The organism is Acinetobacter sp. D009, assembly GCF_038562025.1.
Taxonomy (GTDB): domain Bacteria; phylum Pseudomonadota; class Gammaproteobacteria; order Pseudomonadales; family Moraxellaceae; genus Acinetobacter; species Acinetobacter pittii.
Genome location: NZ_CP151886.1, coordinates 488,245 through 508,071, shown reverse-complemented (window position 1 = coordinate 508,071; position 19,827 = coordinate 488,245). Strand labels below are relative to the sequence as shown.

Genomic DNA, 19,827 nt, shown 5'->3' with positions numbered 1-19,827 from the left:
TCTCTTTAGAACCGTGATTTCCTACAGCATTTTTAGTATCCTAATCGATTCACTCAACCACGTCGTCTTGTGATATGTCGGTCGAAAACACCTCTATTCAGGGGATTACCCTTTACAGTCATGCTGATGATTTCCGTTCTCATTGGATTCGTTTCTTATTAGCAGAAAAACAAATCAAATATCAATTAATCATAACTGACCATGAAGACGAAGATTTAGCCAGCTTAAATCCTTACAACCAATTACCGATGCTGGTCGAACAAAATCTTAAATTATTTTCAGCACCTATCATCGCTGAATATTTAGATGATCGTTATCGTCAAAGTAAGCTTTATGCCGATGCACCTATGATGCGTGCAGAACAGCGTCAGTATATCTGGAGACTTGAAAACGACTGGTTTAAGTTAGCAGATCACATGTTAAAACATGCGGACTCTCTAAATGTCGAACAAAAGCAAAAAGCTCAAAAAGAACTACGTGAAACATTAATTTCACTTACTCCCCTATTTCAGCATTTTCCGTATTTCATGTCTGAGAATTTTACAATCTTAGACTGCATGCTTGCGCCTATCTTTTTAAGATTAAATAGCATGGGAATTGATTTACCCAAACAGCACTGTCGACCTATATTTTTGTACTGTAAACGTATCTTTGAACGGCCTTCTTTTGCTAAATCAATGACGCCTCAAGAGAAAAACCGTTACAATGAACTATTAAATATGGAATAGCGTGATATGTCTGAGCAAACTATTGATTTAACCCCTACACGTCCTTATCTTGCTCGTGCAATCTATGAATGGATTTGTGATAACCAACTTACTCCTTATCTATTAGTTGATGCGACACAACCGCATACCGACGTTCCGCAACAATTTGTTAAAGATGGGCAAATTGTTCTAAATATTGTGCCCCATGCAGTTCATCAATTGCTTATTACCAATGAAGCTATTACTTTTTCAGCTCGTTTTGGCGGAGTATCAAAAGACATTTATGTTCCTATTCAAGCGGTTTTAGGGATTTACGCACGAGAAAATGGACAAGGTTTATTCTTTGATCCTGAAGAATATGCCAATGTAACACCTGTAGAAAATACAGTAGAGTCAGAAGTACAAGAAGCAACTGAAACAACATCGACTAAGAAAAAACCATCGTTAAGAATTTTAGATTAAATTTAGAGGAAGAAAGCATGGCATTTGATTTAGTCCAATACTTTGCTGAGCAGATAAAAATTCAAAAGCCTCAGCTTTTAAATCAATATCCAGTTAATGAAAAAAATAAACTGATTGATGAGGTGAATATTCTTACGCTTGGAAAACTGATTAGTTTATGGCGTCAGAATGACAATAAGATTTATCAAGAAATCAAAACCTCAGATCCACTTTATATTCAAGAAGTTGCTCGTCATTTAACGACTTCTAAACATAATCAGTCGACTTTAAAAAATTCAGAACTAGAACAGAGTATTTCTGAAATTTTAACTTTGCAGTTAGCAGAACTTAATCAGCTCGATGAAACAGGTGGTTTTGGGCATAATGGCTTAAAAGAATTAATTTTAGGTCAGATTGAACACTTATCAGGTCAAGCTGAAGATTGGGTTTGGTCAACAAACCACCTAAATGAATTAATTGGTTCTAAACCTGTGGAACAAGAAGAGCTATCATTGGATACAACAATGAAGGAGTTCAACCAAATGGTTCACCAAGCCCAACCTCATCATGATGACGTGCATATTGAAGAACAAGCTGCCGAAATTTCTGTACCTACATGGTCAAAGATTGTTGCCCCTGTAGTTGCTTTAGCAATTTTGGGCTATCTCTACTGTATTTATACACAGCTCGTTTAATTTGATTTTTATATAAAAAAAGGGGAATTCATTATTCCCCTTTTTATGATTAAAATTAGAATATTTTATTTTTCAATATTTTATTAACATTCTATTACAATTGTTTTATTCAGATTTTAAAATATATAATGTAAAACTCAGCACAATATTAAAAGTATAATGTAAAAATAATCTTATAATATTTTTTATAATCTGACATTTTCTGTCACTTATTTCCCAAAACAACAATTTCTCTATTTCTTTGATTTATTGACTTCAAATTGAGCAGAAATATAATTAATTTCAACTACTTTTAGGAAAAAGTAGTAAATATAATTTTAGAATCCTGAGAGATAAAAACATGGCTAAACTTTCTTTAGATAGCTTAACTGAAATTGATGGTTTTATTGCATCTGCACTTGTTGATTCAGAAAGTGGTTTATCACTTGCAACTCAAGGTGGTGGGGAAATTGATTTAGAATTGGCAGCTGCCGGCAATACAGAAGTAATCCGCGCAAAACGAAACATCGCCAATGCTTTGAAATTAAATGACAATATTGAAGACATTTTAATTACATTAGGTAAGGCTTACCATTTAATTAGACCTCTAGAAAGTAATAATAATTTATTCCTTTACTTAGTCCTTGACCGGAGTAAGTCAAATTTAGCAATGGCTCGCCACGAGTTAAAGTCATTTGAAAAAGAGTTAGACTTTAGCTAATTAATCTGAAATGTGCTTTTTATACCTATTATAAAGAGCACATTAAAACCCCTCTCTTATTCAATAAAATTTAATGTGATACTATGGATAGGCATTGCATAAATATTGCAACCTCTGGTTTAAGCTTAAAAGTTTCGGATGAATTAAAAACTTTAATCAGAAATTTAATATCTAATCAGTATGATATTAATTGGATTAATATTTCTAATATTCATATTGATCTATTATTAATTAACGAAAACTTTTTTGATTCAGATAATATTCAAAATATTCTTCAAAAGAAAAAATGTCCTTATTTAAAAATTAGTAAGACTCCTTCAAAAAGTGGATATCAAATTGATGAACACACCCTGCATCTGCCACTAGAAAAAGTAGAATCTCTACTAAGCTGGATAGAAATAAACTTATTATCGTATCTAAACGAAAAAAATACTGCTGTAGTTTCAGATTTATCAAATGAGCCACTGGTGATTGATGATAAGTTTATAAGGAATTTACACAGTCCAGAAAATGCTAGACTACATATTTTTGATGATAAAGGCACTTTAGCCATTATTGATAATAGAACTCAAATTGCTTGGTTAGAGCCATCACGCCAACATACGCAAACTAATCAAAGCTTTGATTTTACTTTTGCTAGTACTTCAGACTTCACTAAGGTTTCGCGTAAAAAAGATTATTATTTACAGGACTGGCTATGGAATCTGATTTGGAATTCAAATAGTTTTGAAAATCTAGCCTCGCAGGATAGCTATTTTAAAATTGATCATTGGCCACAGCCCTATCAAAAAGAATATAGAAAAGTGAGCCTACAACTCTCTGCATGCTTTATACAGGGAGCAAAAATTACTGATGTGGCTAACCAGCTTAACTTATCAATTGATGATGTCTTACGGTTCGTTACAGCTTGCTTAATGGCAAATAATGGAAAATTTGTTTCTGCAAGCAAATGCACTTACACGCCAAATTTGTACTTAGAGAATTCAAATACAGAGAATCATTTTTTTAAAAATTTTATAGGGAAAATTAGACGGCGATTTGGTCTTTAAGGGAAGTTATGATTATACAGCAATATAAAATTGTCTTTGCAGGTAGCATGGGGGCAGGAAAAACAGAAGCGATTAAATCGCTATCTGAAATTCCAATTCTAGAAACAGAAGCATTCAATACAGATGTTCAAAGCCATCATAAAACCCAGACCACAGTAGGCATTGATTATGGTAAAATTACTTTAGATGATGGAATCAAAATCGGACTCTATGGAACTCCAGGACAAAGCCGTTTTGATTTTATATGGTCGGTCATTTGTGAAGGTGCAATCGGTGTTATTTTATTATTAGATCATAATAGCTCTAATCCAATTACCGAGTTAGAAAGCTATTTAGAAACCTTTAAAAATTATAACGACAATATTGCGATTGGTATTACTCATGTTGACGAAAATAAAGAGTCATCACTTCAACAATATCGTCATTGGATAAAAGCAAATGCACTGCCATACCCTCTTTTTTTTATTGATGCACGTGAGCAAGAACAAATTTTAATGATGGTTGAATCATTAATTGCATCACTTGAAGTCAAGGTAGGCTTAACATCTCAAGGGGATGATCATGCTTAGTATCCCAACTCAAAAGCGAACCGCTCCAACACAGTTACTACAACTTGCAAAAGCCGAAGCTCATAATATTTTGATGAATACGCGTGGTGTAGATTTTGTCATGATTTGCTCTTCTGATGGTTTTGAATTAGCAACAGTGAGCCACAAGAACCACCATAACACTACTAAGTTAGCAGCCGTAAGTAGCTCAATTTTGGCAATGGTCACTGCATTTTTAAAAGAGATTCAACTCACGGGCTGTAACAACATTACTTTAGATGCAGATAATGGCAAGGCCATTTTAACTGCTATTCCTGCTGTTCATCACCCAATGGTCATGGTTACGCTAAGTAATAAAGAAGTCCTTTTAGGTCAACTACTATATAGCCTAAAAAAAGCAAGTCAGACAATTGCAGAGGCCGATGGAGAATAAATCAGGACTCCTGATTTAAAGTAAAATACCGCTCATATAGAGCGGTATTTTTTACTAGATTTGAATAGTAAATAACATCTGCCGTTTTTTTACTTGCTGCCCTTGCTGACCTAAAACATCATCAACCACTCCATCCACATCAGATTTAATCTGCTGTTGGATTTTCATGGCTTCAAGCACTAATAAAGTTTGGCCTTTTATGACTTGATCACCTTTATTGACCAATATATTTACTACCGCACCATCCATTGGCGCACGAATTTTGCCATCACCAGCCACATCAGCTATCTCTTGGGCGGCATAAGTTACGTTGCGAATTGCGACATTGCCATTATCTCGATCTAAATAAAGCTGATCATCATTTAATACATATTGGACACGGCGGCGTACACCATCAATTAAATAAACTAATTGCTCTGGCATTCTCTCAAGCACTTCAATACAAACTGATTGATCACAGAGCTCTACCGTAAACCTGTTATTTACAGATAAAAGCTGCAATTGAACTTGCTGATCATCATATTTAAGCTTTAATGGTAATGGCACACCTAGACCAGTTTGCCACACTGCCGTACCGTTACTTTGGCTAAATAATGCCGCAGCAATTGCTAAGGTTTCTAAAGATAGAACCTGCTTATGTAGACTGCTGTCGTTTTGAAAATGCTGTTGAATGAATGCAGTATTCGTATCTCCTGCAACAACAATTGGATGACGCAGTAAATTGACCAAAAACTGTTTATTGCTATTTACACCTAGCAAAACACAATCATCCACAGCACGAGCGAGTAAGCGAATCGCATCCTCACGGGTTTTCCCATATGCGATCACCTTTGCTACCATCGGGTCATAGAAGGGGCTAACCTCATCAGTTGCCAACATCCCATGATCAATCCGTACATTTGGCAAAGTTGCTGGCTGCCAACGCAGAACTTGTCCTGTTTGTGGTAAGAAATCTTGCCGTGGATCTTCTGCATACAAGCGCACTTCAATTGCATGCCCAGTTAAGGTCAACTCATTTTGTTGCAAGGGTAACTGCTCGCCATTGGCAACACGCAACTGCCACTCAACTAAATCTAAACCTGTAATGAGTTCAGTCACCGGATGCTCTACCTGCAAACGGGTATTCATTTCTAAAAAATAAAATGTACCTGATGCATCAAGTAAAAACTCAACAGTTCCAGCACCTACATAAGCACATGCTTTAGCGGCTGCTACAGCTGCCTCACCCATTTGTTGACGCAGTTCAGAAGTCATGGCTGGACATGGTGCTTCTTCAACAACCTTTTGGTGACGTCGCTGGATTGAACAATCCCGCTCAAATAAATAGACATAATTGCCGTGTGTATCACCAAAAACCTGAATTTCGACATGGCGTGGTGCAATGACAGCTTTTTCTAAAATAAGCTCACCTGAACCAAAAGCATTTTCAGCTTCTGAACGTGCTGTTTGTAATGCCTCAATCAATTCAGTTGCTTGTTGTACCAAACGCATTCCGCGGCCACCACCACCTGCTGAGGCTTTAACCATAATTGGAAAGCCAATCTGCTCAGCTTGTGCTGCTAAATATTCGAGATCTTGTCGGTCACCTTCATAGCCCGGTACACAAGGGACGCCTGCTTCAATCATGGCAATTTTTGAGAGCCGTTTACTCCCCATTAGCTCAATTGCAGAAGCTGTTGGCCCAATAAAGGTAATCTGATTGTCGATACACGCCTGAGCAAATTCAGTATTTTCCGACAAAAAACCATAACCAGGGTGAACAGCATCTGCCCCAGTTTTTTTGCAGGCTTCGATAATTTTAGTAATAGAAAGATAAGACTCCGATACTTTAGATGCCCCAATGTAAACAGCTTCATCGGCTTCTTGTACATGCCGAGCGTTACGGTCTGCATCAGAATAAACTGCCACAGTTTGATAGCCCATTGCTTTGGCTGTTTGCATGACTCGAACTGCAATTTCACCACGATTGGCAATCAGCACTTTTGAAAATTTCATTATTTTTATCCTTATCTCTTATGACTCATCGGCCCAATTTGGCAAACGTTTCTGGATAAAAGCCATCGTTCCCTCTTGTCCTTCAGCCCCACCAACCGCTTGGGCAAACTGCTGAGCTGCGTCATTGAGCAATTCATTTAAAGGTTCATTGAGCGTTCGATGTAACAGCGTTTTAGTCACACGCGAAGCTTGAGGAGCTGCTCGTTTAATGTGTTGAATGGTTTCTTGTAAAGCTTGCTCAAGTTCAATTTCATTATGTGCAATTTGATGAACCACACCGACATTCAGTGCCGTATGCCCTTCAAAGCGCATACCTAATAAGGCTAATCGACGAGCTTGAGTTAGACCAATACGTTTCACTACAAAAGGAGCAATTTGCGCAGGAATCACACCAAGCCCAGTTTCAGGTAAACCAAACTGAGCATTGTCACGACTAATTGCAACATCGGAAACACATGCCAGCCCAAAACCTCCACCTAACACCGCACCTTCTAAAATGACCACAACAGTTTGCGGTGCAGCTTCAACTTGCTCAAGCATGGCACCAAAACGGCGGTTAAAGTCAGCATAAGGTTGTAGACTACCGACATGAGTTGCTTCAACTCGTAAAGCTGCCATGTCTTTAATGTCACCACCTGCGCAGAAAGACCCACCTTCACCACGGATAATAACCGCACGAATTGAAAGGTCATCGCGAATGGCAGCAAAAACTTGCTGAATTGCATTGACCATATTCAGGTTCATCGCATTGCGACTCTCTGGTCGATTTAACCAAAGGTATAAAATACCGCCGTCTTGTTCTAATTGAATACTGTCATCTATATCTAAAACTTGTAGAGATGCTGAAAGTGTCATGGTGTACTCCTTATTTTTATTTCTGTTTTTTAGGTAGGATGTCCATCAACTTACAGATAATCCCTAGCATAATCTCATCTGCCCCGCCACCAATTGAACCTAAACGACCATCGCGATATAGCTGAGATGCAGGGTTATCCCACATAAAGCCATTACCACCCCAGTATTGCAGACAACTATCGGCAACTTCACGAGTTAAACGTCCAGCTTTGAGCTTTGCCATAGATGCCAGCTTGGTCACATCTTCACCCGCAATATGCTGTTCACACGCTTGGTAGGTTAAGGCTTTAAGCGCTTCCACTTCGGTCATGAGTTCGGCAAAACGAAAATGGATATATTGGTTATTAATGAGGGGTTGTCCAAACGTCATACGCTCTTTGGTATAGTCGATGGTCTTTTGGATTAAATTTTCCAACCCACCAATGGCATTGGCACAAGCCCATAGGCGCTCTTCCTGAAATTGCATCATTTGCATCATGAAGCCCATGCCTTCAACACCCACCAAATTACGCTGTGGTACACGTACATTGTCTAAATAAACTTGTGCTGTGGTTGTTGAGCGCATCCCTAATTTATTTAATGGTTCTGAAAAACTAATCCCCTTAGTCTTTGCCGGCACAATAATCATCGACTTATTAACGTGTGGTTTATCATCAGATGTATTGGCTAAAAGACAGAAAAAATCGGCCTGCAAGGAGTTGGTAATCCACATTTTGCTGCCGTTAATGACATAGTCATCACCATCTTTTTTTGCTGTGGTTTTAATGGCAGCAACATCCGAACCGGCATGCACTTCCGATACTGCAATCGATGCGACATATTCCCCAGCAATCGCTGGTGTTAAAAACTCATCACGTAATTCTTTACTACCAAAACGGGCCAAGGCTGGTGTTGCCATATCGGTTTGCACACCAATCGCCAAAGGCACTCCACCACAGGCTGCATAGCCAATTTCTTCAGCAACCACAAGGTTATAAGAATAGTCTAGAGCTAAACCGCCATTTTCTTCTGGCTTACAAATTCCTAATAAACCAAGATCACCCATCTTCTTAAATACTTCATGGATTGGGAAACGTCCCGCAGCCTCCCATTCTGGAATATGTGGATTCAACTCATTTTGAACAAATTGACGAGCTGTACGGCGCAATGCTTCATGTTCGGCAGTAAATTTCATGGTGTTATTCCTATTAATTTTTTTAATTGCGGTAAAGGTTGATTAAAAACGTGACACACCAAAACGGCTTAGATTCAACTCGCGCTGCTGTGCTTCATAAATAGTTTGTAAAAGGAAAATTAATAATTTTCGAGTATCTCGCGGATCGATAATACCGTCGTCATGTAGCATGGCCGTATTGAAAAGTGCGGTAGATTGTTGTTCCAATTTCATCGCAGTGCTTTGCTCAAGAAAATCGAGCATTTGCGGATTCGGCTCCTGCCCTGAAGCTTTTTGCTTTCCTTCAGCCACAATGCGTAGTACCTTTCCAGCCTGTGCAGAACCCATTACAGCAACATGCGAATTCGGCCAAGCAAAAATAAAATCTGGCGATAAACTCCGACCGCACATCGCGTAGTTACCAGCACCATATGACCCTGCCACAACGATTGAAATTTTAGGTACAGTACAATTGGCAACCGCTTGAATCAGTTTCGAGCCGTGTTTGATAATACCGTTTTGCTCTGCGTCAGTTCCTACCATAAAACCTGTGGTGTTATGCAAAAACAATAACGGACGCTTAGTCTGTTCACACAGATGTATAAACTGAGCCGCCTTCGCTGCCCCTTGAGGTGTAATCGGACCATTATTAGTAATAATACCGATATGTAAGCCACCAATTTTTGCCCAACCACATACCGTTAAATCATCATATTCCTGTTTAAATTCTAGAAAATCTGAATCATCAATAATGCGGGCAACCACTTCTTTCATATTGAATGGGTGTTTAGGGTCACTTGGAATAACACCCAACAGTTCCTCATTATCGTAACGAGGTTCTTTATAAGTTGTTTCAACTGGCTTGATTTGCTCTTTCCAGTTAAGGTGTTCAAAAATTTCACGTGCCAACCGAATCCCATCAGCATCATTTTCAGCTAGATATTCTGCTGTTCCAGCAATCTGTGCATGCATTTCTGCCCCACCTAACTCCTCAGCTGTTGCCACTTCGCCCGTGGCAGCCAAGAGTAAAGGAGGACCTGCAAGCAACATCTCGGTTTGCTTACGTACAGCAATTACGTAGTCTGAAAGACCGGGTTGATAAGCCCCTCCTGCCGTTGCATTCCCATGCACCACAGCAAGCTGAGGAATACCCGCCGCAGAAAGACGTGCCTGATTGGCAAAGGTCATACCGCCATAGGTAAATACTTCCGCAGCATAATTAAGATTTGCACCACCACTTTCGGTCAGCGTAATCAGTGGGAGTTTTTGTTCTAAAGCAATTTTTTGCAAGCGCAAGGTTTTCTGTACACCCATGGGTGACATGGTCCCGCCTTTAATCGCACTGTTACTTGCAGAGACCAGACAACGCACACCACTGACAAAACCAATGCCGGCAATCACGCCGCCACCCGCTTCAGAGCCATCTTTATCATCATGCATGTTATAGCCAACCAAACCACAAAGCTCAACGAAAGGTGAATCAGCATCAAGTAATAATCGTACACGCTCATGCGGCAGAATCTTGCCCTTTTTATCGAATTTCGGTTTAGCAGCATACGATTTATCAATACTTTTTTGCTGAATTGCACGAACTTCACTCAGCTGAGCAAGCAGTGCCTCTTTATTTTTTTGATACTGTTCACTACCAACAGCAATTTCGGATTGGAGAATAGTCACTGTTATTCCTCCTCAGCCTCAATCTTTTTCTGAAAAATTTCAGGAATAAACGCGCGATGGAAACCATTATAAGACTGACTATTTGTCGCGTCAGCTAGTGGATACATTCTTGTCCCTTGCGATGCAGCACCATCAATACGCAAAGTTACACCTGACACAAAAGCCGCAGCATCAGACAGTAAATAACAAATCGCCGATGACACTTCTGACTCAGTTCCCATACGTTTTAACGGTACATTACCAGCAAGACTTGGAATAATTACTTTGGCAAAATCACCGCTATAATTATCCATACCAGATGAAACGATCCAACCTGGTGCAACTGCATTTACACGAACACCAGATTTCCCCCACTCAACTGATGCTGTTTTAGTTAAGTTATCAACCCCCGAACGCGCAGCACCAGAATGTCCCATTCCCGGCATCCCACCCCACATATCAGCAGTCATGTTGACAATACTGCCACCATGTTTTGCCATCCATTGGTTATAAGCTTCACGCATTAAATAGAAAGTTGCATGCAAGTTATTACGCACGACTGCATCAAAACCATTCGCCGAGATATTCTCTAAAGCTGAGGGGAACTGGCCACCCGCATTATTTACCAGACCATCGAGTTTGCCGAATTTCTCAATCACTTCGGCAATCATATTTTTCACTTGTTCTTCTTCACGGTTATCACAAACAATGAAATGAACCCGACCACCATCTTCTATAATTTCTTGGCTTACTTTCTCTAATTTCTCAATTTTGCGCCCTGTAATCACCACTTGAGCGCCAAGAGCTGCAAGCTCATGGGCCGTACAACGGCCAATTCCTGAGCCGCCACCTGTCACAATAATGACTTTATTAGCGAAAGCATCTGGTCTAAAAATTGATTGATAACTCATCTTTGTTTCATCCATTCATTTTATTTTTCTAAAAGATGTGCCGGAACTTTTACAGGCATATCCAATAATTGTTGTGCAAAGGCCTTCCCTTGCGGATCTATACGTAGGCTTGCAACACCACCGCCACCCAAGGCATTTTCCAACATAAAATTTAGTGCATTCAAACCCGGTAACTCATAACGGATTACTCGCCCTTTCTCTGCATCCAAGACATGTTGCATATAGCTTGCAACAGCCTCTTCCGTCAGTGCTGCACGGATCCATGGCAAATAGTCTGCTTTACGCGCAATCACACCGATGTTGCTATGATTGCCTTTATCACCACTGCGGGCATGCGCAATTTCAATCAAAGGAACTTCAATTTCATCTCCTTGATAAATTGCATTTTCACCTGCCTTTAAAGTAGGCAATTGCTCTGTAGAAACTCCTTGTGGAATCTCAACTGGGTAGCGTTTTCCTTCAAAATCGATTTCGACACTTACTTGATTTTTATCTATTAAAAATGAAAATAGTTTAATCACTGGCGATGCTTTTGGACGCCCTCCCACAATCCCTGCCAAAGCTGGAGCCATACCTGTTGAAGCCTGCGCAATTTCAGATGCAAAGAACATACATGCTTCTTTGAACATGTGTTTTACAGCTATTTTGACCACAACTTCACGACTATTTAATGTTTGGGCATGTTCGCCATAGGTACTTTCAATACCTAAAATTTCAACAGACTTTTCACTAAATGACGGCACTGAGCGCATTGCTAAAACACGTTCGCACTTAGCCAAAATCGCATCGGCAATGACTTGTGCTTTTTGTGGTGCCTCACGTCCTGCAATTAAAAAACTCACTAAAACCCGATATCCATCTGGATAGGTCGCACTGACTTTATACTGCGCAGTCGGTGCTTGTCCTTTTGCCCCTGTCACACGAACTCGGTGCTCCCCAACTTGTTCTAAATGCACCTGATTAAAATCAGCAATTACATCGGGTAGTAAATATGCTTGAGGATTGCCTATTTCATAAACAATTTGCTCTGCAACTGTAGCAGTAGAAACCAGACCTCCTGTACCTTGAGGCTTAGTTGCAACAAATGAGCCATCTTCACTCACTTCAACCACTGGAAAGCCCATGTTGTCGAAGCCTTGCACCAATTGCCAATCGGTAAAATTACCACCCGTACATTGGGCGCCACATTCAATCACATGACCTGCCAACGAACCTTGCGCCAATTTGTCATAGTCATCTAAAGACCATTGATATTCATGAAGTAAAGGAGCAAGTACCACAGCAGAGTCAACAACACGACCAGTAATCACAATATCGGCGCCTAAGTCTAAGGCATCACGAATAGCCACCGCCCCTAAATAAGCATTACTACTCGCCACCTGTTCTGGCAAAGCTTCCCCACTAAACATTTCCTGAATATTCTGTGATTTTAGCTGCTCATGTTTTGGCAAAAGATCATCACCTAACACTACGGCAACTTTCAGGTCTAGACCATATTCTTTAATTATTTTTTGCAAGGCATCTCGACACGCCAGTGGATTAACACCACCAGCATTACTAATCACCTTAATCTTTTTCTCTGCAATTTTTTTAATTAGAGGCGCCATGACACGACTGACAAAATCTAAAGCATAGCCATGTTTCGGCTCTACCATTTTCGCTTTGGCCATAATCGACATGGTGATTTCTGACAAGTAATCAAAAACCAAATAATTAATATCGGTTAGATGTACCAATTGAAAAGCAGCAGTATTGGTATCTCCCCAAAAACCTGAGGCACACCCTATTTTTACGACACGCTCATCATCCTGTTGATTACTTGCCATCTTGTTTCTCATTATTTTGTTTAAAAATTACACTCAACATTACCAAGCAAGCGCTTGGTTTGTAAAGAGCAAAATGTTATTGTGAAGTTGACTAAAACTGCCAAACTCGACAACTAGCCTAAAACATGGTGAGATTTAGCAAAATTTTTTCCGTAAATATTTTTATATAAAGGATCCAGCTTTCGTATGATTGCTACTTCAATTGAACAGATTCCAAATATTTCTTGCTTTGACGATAGCCCGCGTGGTCGTTTATTACAGGGAGCAGCCTATCTATTTCACAAACAAGGTTATGATAAAACCACTGTCCGCGAACTTGCTCAATTTATTGGAATTCAATCAGGTAGCTTATTTCATCACTTCAAGAGTAAAGATGACATCCTCGCTCACGTGATGGAGCAAACTATCATTTACAATCTTGCTCGTTTAGAAGAGGCAGCAGCTCAATCTAACGATCCAGAACAACAATTACGCGCCCTTATTAAAGCTGAACTCATTTCAATTACCGGAGATACTGGTGCAGCCATGGCTGTTTTAGTTTATGAGTGGTTTGCACTGTCAAAAGAAAAACAAGATTATCTTTTAGAAATGCGTAATGAATATGAACAAATCTGGTTAGATGTCATTGAAAAGTTACGCATTCAAGGCAAGATAAAACATGATGCCTTTATTTGGCGAAGATTAGTTGGTGGTGCAATTTCATGGACTGTCACTTGGTATAAATCTGAAGGTAAAGTCAAAATTGATGAGTTAACAGAAATGGTGTGGGAAATGGCTTTGAAATAAAAAGGTGGCTCAATGACCACCCTGCAAGAATTAATAACCGAGCTGCTTACTAATCAAATCTTTCATAATTTCTTCAGCACCACCGCCAATCATATTGACCTTTACTTCACGGTAAATACGTTCAGACTTAGTACCTCGCATAAAACCCATACCTCCCAACGTTTGTACAGCCGCATCAGCACAAAATTGCATAGTGCGAGTCGCAACATTTTTAAGCATTGAAATTTGTGCCACCAACTCAGGCCCTTGTAACTTCTGCTGAGTCATTTTCCATGCAGTTTCTTCAAGTAATGCCCGTGTTGAGGTCAATTGTGTTGCCATATCTACCAATTTATGACGAACGACTTGATGGTCTATTAATCTCTTACCAAAAGTTTTCCGTTGCTGTGCCCAATCTAAAGCTTCTTCATAACAGACTAAAGCATAGCCATACGCCACTACACCCAAGAAAAAGCGCTCCATATTAAAATTATTCATAATAACTTTAAAACCAGCATTTTCTTTACCGAGCAGATTTGATGCAGGTACTCTCACTTGATCAAAATGCAAATGAGCTGTATCAGAAGCCCACCATCCCATTTTCTTTAAAGGTGTTTTAGTAATTCCCTCACTGTGCGCATCAACGAGCAACATTGAAATGCCTTCAGCACCTGTTTTGGTTGGATCTGTACGCACTGCAACAGTATAGTAATCTGCACGAATTCCCGATGTGATAAATGTTTTCTCACCCGAGACAACATAATAGTCACCATCACGAGCAGCTTTAGTCTGTAATGCAGCAACATCTGAACCACCACCCGGTTCTGTAATCGCCAATGCTGAAATCTTTTCTCCAGAAATAATCCCTGGTAAAACTCTTGACTTTAGTTCTTCACTTCCAAAATGCTGAATCGGTGGTGCTCCAATTGTATGTACCATGAGTGAAATATGTACTCCACCCGAACCAGCTTTTGCCATTTCTACACCAGCCAGTAATGAATAAAATGGATCTGCGTCAGAAATACCGCCATATTCCTCAGAAAAACCTAAACCTAATAGACCAATTTCAGCAGCCTTCTTATATAGCTCTCTTGGGAATGTCTCAGCCTCATCCCATTCATTAACGAAAGGAGCTATTTCTTTTTGTACAAATCGACGAACATTATCAGCAAAAGCAATATGTTGTTCATTATAGTAAATTGGGTTTGGTTGCATTTCTACAGATGTCCTGATGTTTTTATTTAATTCCAGAACATATCTTGTCATGTTTGCCATCAATCAAAAGTTGCAAGAATCTCCATTTTCTTGGCATAAAACATCAAAGCCTCTTCTTTTTATTCAAATACAATGCAATGCCTATACTCTTAAGCAACAACGGAAACCACGGGCAGCATAATAAGACTGCGCTCCATTATGATAAATAAAGACACGACCATATCGACGATCAGCAAAAAGTGCTCCATCTAGTTTACGAATCTCATTTGGGGTTTTGAGCCAACTTGATGTTTTAAGATCAAACTCTTCAATTTCTTGTAGTTGGTAATATTGCTCTTCTGTTAAAAGTTCAACTCCCATTTCCTTAGCTACATCTATTGCGCTATTTTTAGGAGGATGATCTTTTCTAGATTCTAGAGCCTCACGATCATAGCAAAGGCTTCTACGACCTTTAGGTGTCTCAAGAGAGCAATCTACAAATAAATATTCGTCTTTCTGCTGATCATAAGCAATAACATCAGGCTCCCCTCCTGTATTTTCCATTTCCAGCAATGACCAAAGTTTATCAGGAACCTTAATTAGTTTATTTTGCACATCCGACCACTTTATTTCTGTATGACGATGTGTATTTTTTTCAAATCTATTCTTTAATAATTCAAGGAGTAACTCTATTTGCTTTTGAGCTAGCTGTTTTTTATCTACCATTAAATAAGTCCTTATATTTATTAAATTGAACGGCCATCAAAATAATTTATTTTATTTAATATCAATGGCTTCTCCGCCTAGTACATTAATTACAGAGATAGAACTAAATCCAATACCTCTACATTAGGTTCCATAATTAAGATAATCAATAATCGTTTACTATATATTTAATTCCAAAAGTGTCCACAACGCTTACATCTATTATCATTTCTAAAAGAAAATAAAGGTAGGCCCAAAAACATAAACGCTAAAAAGGCAGATTTTTTTTCTTTAGTATTAACTTCTATATCCAAACTTCCACACTCAGGGCAACATTCTTTACTCTCCCCAAACTTTTGTTCAAGCTCATCACTAAAGTCTTTTTCAAGAAATGACTTCGCTTCATCAACATAGTTTTCTGGAACTAATAAACGAACCCCACCTAAAGCATTAGAATAAAACCAATCCATATTAATTGTATGCTCATTTTCAATATAAACAGGAATTCCAAATGCTTCTAGTTGAGTCTTGGCAATTTGTGCCTCATAAGGAAACGAGAAAGTTTTAATTACGATCCATTGCATATTAAATTTCTAATTAGGTAAATAATTTTAGAGTAGCTTTATTTCTTTATAATTTGAATAAATTTTAATATCTAAAGGATTGAGAATACAAATTGCACATAAAGAAACACCCCCATTCATTAGAATGGGGGTGTTTAGAATAATGAGCTGGCGATGACTTACTCTCACATGGGTAACCCCACACTACCATCAGCGCTAAGAGGTTTCACTTCTGAGTTCGGGAAGGGATCAGGTGGTTCACTCTTGCTATGGTCGCCAGCACAACTGGTATGGATACTTGCTTCGTTTTATTCACTGTGTGATACGTTGCGTTTTCCAAATCTTTACAGATGGGCTGATTGGTCTGATTTTTCGTTGTTCATTTTAGCTAAGTGTTTAACTAAATCAAGTTGCTTTGCATGTTTATGAATCGATTGATGCTTCATATACAACTGCTTGGGTGTTGTATAGTCAAGCCTCACGAGCAATTAGTATTGGTCAGCTTCACATATCACTATGCTTCCACATCCAACCTATCAACGTCCTAGTCTCGAACGGCTCTTTAGAGGAATAAATTCCTAGGGAAATCTTATCTTGAGGTAGGCTTCCCGCTTAGATGCTTTCAGCGGTTATCCCTTCCGAACATAGCTACCCGGCGATGCGACTGGCGTCACAACCGGTACACCAGAGGTTCGTCCACTCTGGTCCTCTCGTACTAGGAGCAGATCCTCTCAAATTTCCAGCGCCCACGGTAGATAGGGACCGAACTGTCTCACGACGTTCTAAACCCAGCTCGCGTACCTCTTTAAATGGCGAACAGCCATACCCTTGGGACCTGCTTCAGCCCCAGGATGAGATGAGCCGACATCGAGGTGCCAAACACCGCCGTCGATATGAACTCTTGGGCGGTATCAGCCTGTTATCCCCAGAGTACCTTTTATCCGTTGAGCGATGGCCCTTCCATACAGAACCACCGGATCACTAAGACCTACTTTCGTACCTGCTCGACTTGTGGGTCTCGCAGTTAAGCGCGCTTTTGCCTTTATACTCTACGCGTGATTTCCGACCACGCTGAGCGCACCTTCGTACTCCTCCGTTACTCTTTAGGAGGAGACCGCCCCAGTCAAACTACCCACCAGACACGGTCCTCGTCCCGGATAACGGGACAGAGTTAGAACCTCAACATTACCAGGGTGGTATTTCAAGGACGGCTCCATTGGAACTAGCGTTCCAACTTCAAAGCCTCCCACCTATCCTACACAAGTAAGGTCAAAGTTCAGTGTCAAGCTGCAGTAAAGGTTCACGGGGTCTTTCCGTCTAGCCGCGGGTACACTGCATCTTCACAGCGATTTCGATTTCACTGAGCCTCTGCTGGAGACAGCGCCGCCATCATTATGCCATTCGTGCAGGTCGGAACTTACCCGACAAGGAATTTCGCTACCTTAGGACCGTTATAGTTACGGCCGCCGTTTACTGGGGCTTCGATCAAGAGCTTCGCTTACGCTAACCCCATCAATTAACCTTCCAGCACCGGGCAGGCATCACACCCTATACGTCCACTTTCGTGTTTGCAGAGTGCTATGTTTTTAATAAACAGTTGCAGCGGCCTGGTTTCTGCGGCTGTCGTCAGCTCAGGAAGCAAGTTCCATCACCAACAACAGCGTACCTTCTCCCGAAGTTACGGTACCATTTTGCCTAGTTCCTTCAGCAGAGTTCTCTCAAGCGCCTTGGTCTACTCGACCTGACCACCTGTGTCGGTTTCGGGTACGATTCCTGTGTAACTGAAGCTTAGAGACTTTTCCTGGAAGCATGGTATCAGCCACTTCACTGTACAAGTACAGCTTGCTATCGGATCTCAGTATAGAGTACCCCGGATTTGCCTAAGATACATACCTACATCCTTCCACCTGGACAACCAACGCCAGGCTGACTTAACCTTCTCCGTCCTCTCATCGCATTACACAGAAGTATTGGAATATTAACCAATTTCCCATCGACTACGCCTTTCGGCCTCGCCTTAGGGGTCGACTCACCCAGCCCCGATTAACGTTGGACTGGAACCCTTGGTCTTTCGGCGAACGGGTTTTTCACCCGTTTTGTCGTTACTCACGTCAGCATTCGCACTTCTGATACCTCCAGCATACTTCTCAATACACCTTCATCGGCTTACAGAACGCTCCCCTACCACTTGACTAATGTCAAATCCGCAGCTTCGGCACATAGTTTTAGCCCCGTTACATCTTCCGCGCAGGCCGACTCGACTAGTGAGCTATTACGCTTTCTTTAAAGGGTGGCTGCTTCTAAGCCAACCTCCTAGCTGTCTATGCCTTCCCACATCGTTTCCCACTTAACTATGATTTTGGGGCCTTAGCTGGCGGTCTGGATTGTTTTCCTCTTGACTACGGACGTTAGCACCCGCAGTCTGTCTCCCGGATAGTACTCATAGGTATTCGGAGTTTGCATCGGTTTGGTAAGTCGGGATGACCCCCTAGCCGAAACAGTGCTCTACCCCCTATGGTATTCGTCCGAGGCGCTACCTAAATAGCTTTCGGGGAGAACCAGCTATCACCAGGCTTGATTAGCCTTTCACCCCTATCCACAAGTCATCCCCTGGCTTTTCAACGACAGTGGGTTCGGTCCTCCAGTTAGTGTTACCCAACCTTCAACCTGCTCATGGATAGATCGCCTGGTTTCGGGTCTATACCCAGCAACTAAACGCCCTATTAAGACTCGATTTCTCTACGGCTCCCCTATACGGTTAACCTCGCTACTGAATATAAGTCGCTGACCCATTATACAAAAGGTACGCAGTCACACCACGAAGGTGCTCCCACTGCTTGTATGCATGCGGTTTCAGGATCTATTTCACTCCCCTCACAGGGGTTCTTTTCGCCTTTCCCTCACGGTACTGGTTCACTATCGGTCAGTCAGGAGTATTTAGCCTTGGAGGATGGTCCCCCCATATTCAGACAAGGTTTCACGTGCCTCGCCCTACTCGTCATCATTATGTGTGCCCTTTCGTGTACGGGAATATCACCCTCTACGTTCGCACTTCCCAGAGCGTTCCACTAAAACACACATAACTTAATGGGCTGATCCCCGTTCGCTCGCCGCTACTGAGGGAATCTCAATTGATTTCTTTTCCTAAGGGTACTGAGATGTTTCACTTCCCCTCGTTCGCCTTGCAACACTATGTATTCATGTTGCAATACCTACCTTAAAGTAGGTGGGTTCCCCCATTCAGAAATCTCCGGATCAAAGGATATTTGCCGCCTCCCCGGAGCTTTTCGCAGGCTATCACGTCTTTCATCGCCTCTGACTGCCAAGGCATCCACCACATGCACTTAATTACTTGACTATACAACCCCAAACAGTCGTCAACACCTACAAGTGAGTGTTGTCCGTGCGATTCTTCATCGCTACTATCTGTTGTCTGTGTACTTAAACACTGTACAGCTTCAATCTAAATTCATATACCAAAACGCTTGATTCAGTTAATTTGCTAGTTCTCAATTCATCTAGATTAATTGCTTAATCTAAACTCTTGAGTGAACAATTTATTTCAGACTCAATTTTGCCAATCTGTTAATGAATAAACACGCCTTCGTCAGGTCATGCTTAATACCGTGAT

At 40.7% G+C, this 19,827-nt stretch carries 17 protein-coding genes and 2 rRNA genes; 8 read left to right on the top strand and 11 right to left on the bottom strand.

The genetic code is table 11. The annotated features are described in order from the left end of the window. The first annotated feature begins 74 nt into the window (after positions 1-74). From AAC388_RS02515 to AAC388_RS02485, 7 genes are all read left to right on the top strand, one after another. On the top strand, positions 75-728 hold the full coding sequence (locus AAC388_RS02515; protein ID WP_005065247.1) for a glutathione S-transferase N-terminal domain-containing protein: 654 nt from the start codon (positions 75-77) through the stop codon (positions 726-728). Positions 729-734: 6 nt separating this feature from the next. Beyond that, complete coding sequence (locus tag AAC388_RS02510) at positions 735-1,169, top strand: ClpXP protease specificity-enhancing factor (protein WP_087400133.1); 435 nt, start codon at positions 735-737, stop codon at positions 1,167-1,169. 17 nt (positions 1,170-1,186) lie between these two features. Next, positions 1,187-1,843, top strand: coding sequence for a hypothetical protein (locus tag AAC388_RS02505; protein WP_005065252.1), 657 nt, complete (start codon positions 1,187-1,189; stop codon positions 1,841-1,843). Positions 1,844-2,183: 340 nt separating this feature from the next. Beyond that, positions 2,184-2,543 (top strand): hypothetical protein, encoded by a 360-nt coding sequence (locus AAC388_RS02500; RefSeq protein WP_003656109.1) that lies wholly within the window; start codon positions 2,184-2,186, stop codon positions 2,541-2,543. An 83-nt stretch (positions 2,544-2,626) separates the two neighbouring features. Beyond that, entirely contained in the window at positions 2,627-3,592 is a 966-nt protein-coding gene (locus AAC388_RS02495; RefSeq protein ID WP_342371145.1) for a hypothetical protein, read from the top strand. Positions 3,593-3,600: 8 nt separating this feature from the next. Then, a complete protein-coding gene (locus tag AAC388_RS02490) occupies positions 3,601-4,161 on the top strand; it encodes an ATP/GTP-binding protein (protein WP_342371144.1) in 561 nt (186 codons plus the stop codon). Continuing rightward, positions 4,154-4,573, top strand: a complete 420-nt coding sequence (locus tag AAC388_RS02485; RefSeq protein ID WP_002117819.1) for a roadblock/LC7 domain-containing protein — start codon at positions 4,154-4,156, stop codon at positions 4,571-4,573. Before AAC388_RS02490 ends, AAC388_RS02485 begins: the two co-directional genes overlap by 8 nt. 54 nt (positions 4,574-4,627) lie before the next feature. Here the strand turns inward: AAC388_RS02485 and AAC388_RS02480 are convergent, their stop codons facing one another. The 6 genes from AAC388_RS02480 to AAC388_RS02455 are packed head-to-tail and all read right to left on the bottom strand — an operon-like array spanning position 4,628 to position 12,969. Further along, entirely contained in the window at positions 4,628-6,568 is a 1,941-nt protein-coding gene (locus AAC388_RS02480) for an acetyl/propionyl/methylcrotonyl-CoA carboxylase subunit alpha (RefSeq protein ID WP_342371143.1), read from the bottom strand. Positions 6,569-6,586: 18 nt separating this feature from the next. Further along, a complete protein-coding gene (locus AAC388_RS02475) occupies positions 6,587-7,423 on the bottom strand; it encodes an enoyl-CoA hydratase-related protein (RefSeq protein WP_342371142.1) in 837 nt (278 codons plus the stop codon). Positions 7,424-7,439: 16 nt separating this feature from the next. Beyond that, positions 7,440-8,597, bottom strand: a complete 1,158-nt coding sequence (locus tag AAC388_RS02470; RefSeq protein WP_304396944.1) for an acyl-CoA dehydrogenase family protein — start codon at positions 8,595-8,597, stop codon at positions 7,440-7,442. 42 nt (positions 8,598-8,639) lie between these two features. Continuing rightward, entirely contained in the window at positions 8,640-10,253 is a 1,614-nt protein-coding gene (locus AAC388_RS02465; protein ID WP_304396945.1) for a carboxyl transferase domain-containing protein, read from the bottom strand. Positions 10,254-10,255: 2 nt separating this feature from the next. Next, positions 10,256-11,143, bottom strand: coding sequence for an SDR family oxidoreductase (locus AAC388_RS02460; protein ID WP_262463147.1), 888 nt, complete (start codon positions 11,141-11,143; stop codon positions 10,256-10,258). Positions 11,144-11,163: 20 nt separating this feature from the next. Continuing rightward, the gene (locus AAC388_RS02455; RefSeq protein WP_342371141.1) at positions 11,164-12,969 is read right to left on the bottom strand and encodes an acyclic terpene utilization AtuA family protein; all 1,806 of its coding nucleotides are present in this window, start codon (positions 12,967-12,969) and stop codon (positions 11,164-11,166) included. Between the two features lie 186 nt (positions 12,970-13,155). Here AAC388_RS02455 and AAC388_RS02450 point away from each other — a divergent pair, with 186 nt between their 5' ends. Next, positions 13,156-13,755, top strand: a complete 600-nt coding sequence (locus AAC388_RS02450; RefSeq protein ID WP_262463145.1) for a TetR/AcrR family transcriptional regulator — start codon at positions 13,156-13,158, stop codon at positions 13,753-13,755. Between the two features lie 30 nt (positions 13,756-13,785). Here AAC388_RS02450 and AAC388_RS02445 read toward each other — a convergent pair whose 3' ends face one another. The 5 genes from AAC388_RS02445 to AAC388_RS02425 all read right to left on the bottom strand — a co-directional run bounded on the left by AAC388_RS02445 (position 13,786) and on the right by AAC388_RS02425 (position 19,554). Then, the gene (locus AAC388_RS02445) at positions 13,786-14,949 is read right to left on the bottom strand and encodes an acyl-CoA dehydrogenase family protein (protein WP_075384171.1); all 1,164 of its coding nucleotides are present in this window, start codon (positions 14,947-14,949) and stop codon (positions 13,786-13,788) included. Positions 14,950-15,090: 141 nt separating this feature from the next. Beyond that, positions 15,091-15,654, bottom strand: a complete 564-nt coding sequence (locus AAC388_RS02440) for a DUF4256 domain-containing protein (RefSeq protein WP_060466657.1) — start codon at positions 15,652-15,654, stop codon at positions 15,091-15,093. Between the two features lie 167 nt (positions 15,655-15,821). After that, positions 15,822-16,217 (bottom strand): DUF2007 domain-containing protein, encoded by a 396-nt coding sequence (locus AAC388_RS02435; RefSeq protein ID WP_262463144.1) that lies wholly within the window; start codon positions 16,215-16,217, stop codon positions 15,822-15,824. Between the two features lie 145 nt (positions 16,218-16,362). Next, positions 16,363-16,477 (bottom strand): 5S ribosomal RNA (gene rrf / locus AAC388_RS02430). A gap of 186 nt (positions 16,478-16,663) precedes the next feature. Continuing rightward, a 23S ribosomal RNA gene (locus tag AAC388_RS02425) occupies positions 16,664-19,554 on the bottom strand. Positions 19,555-19,827 lie beyond the last annotated feature (273 nt).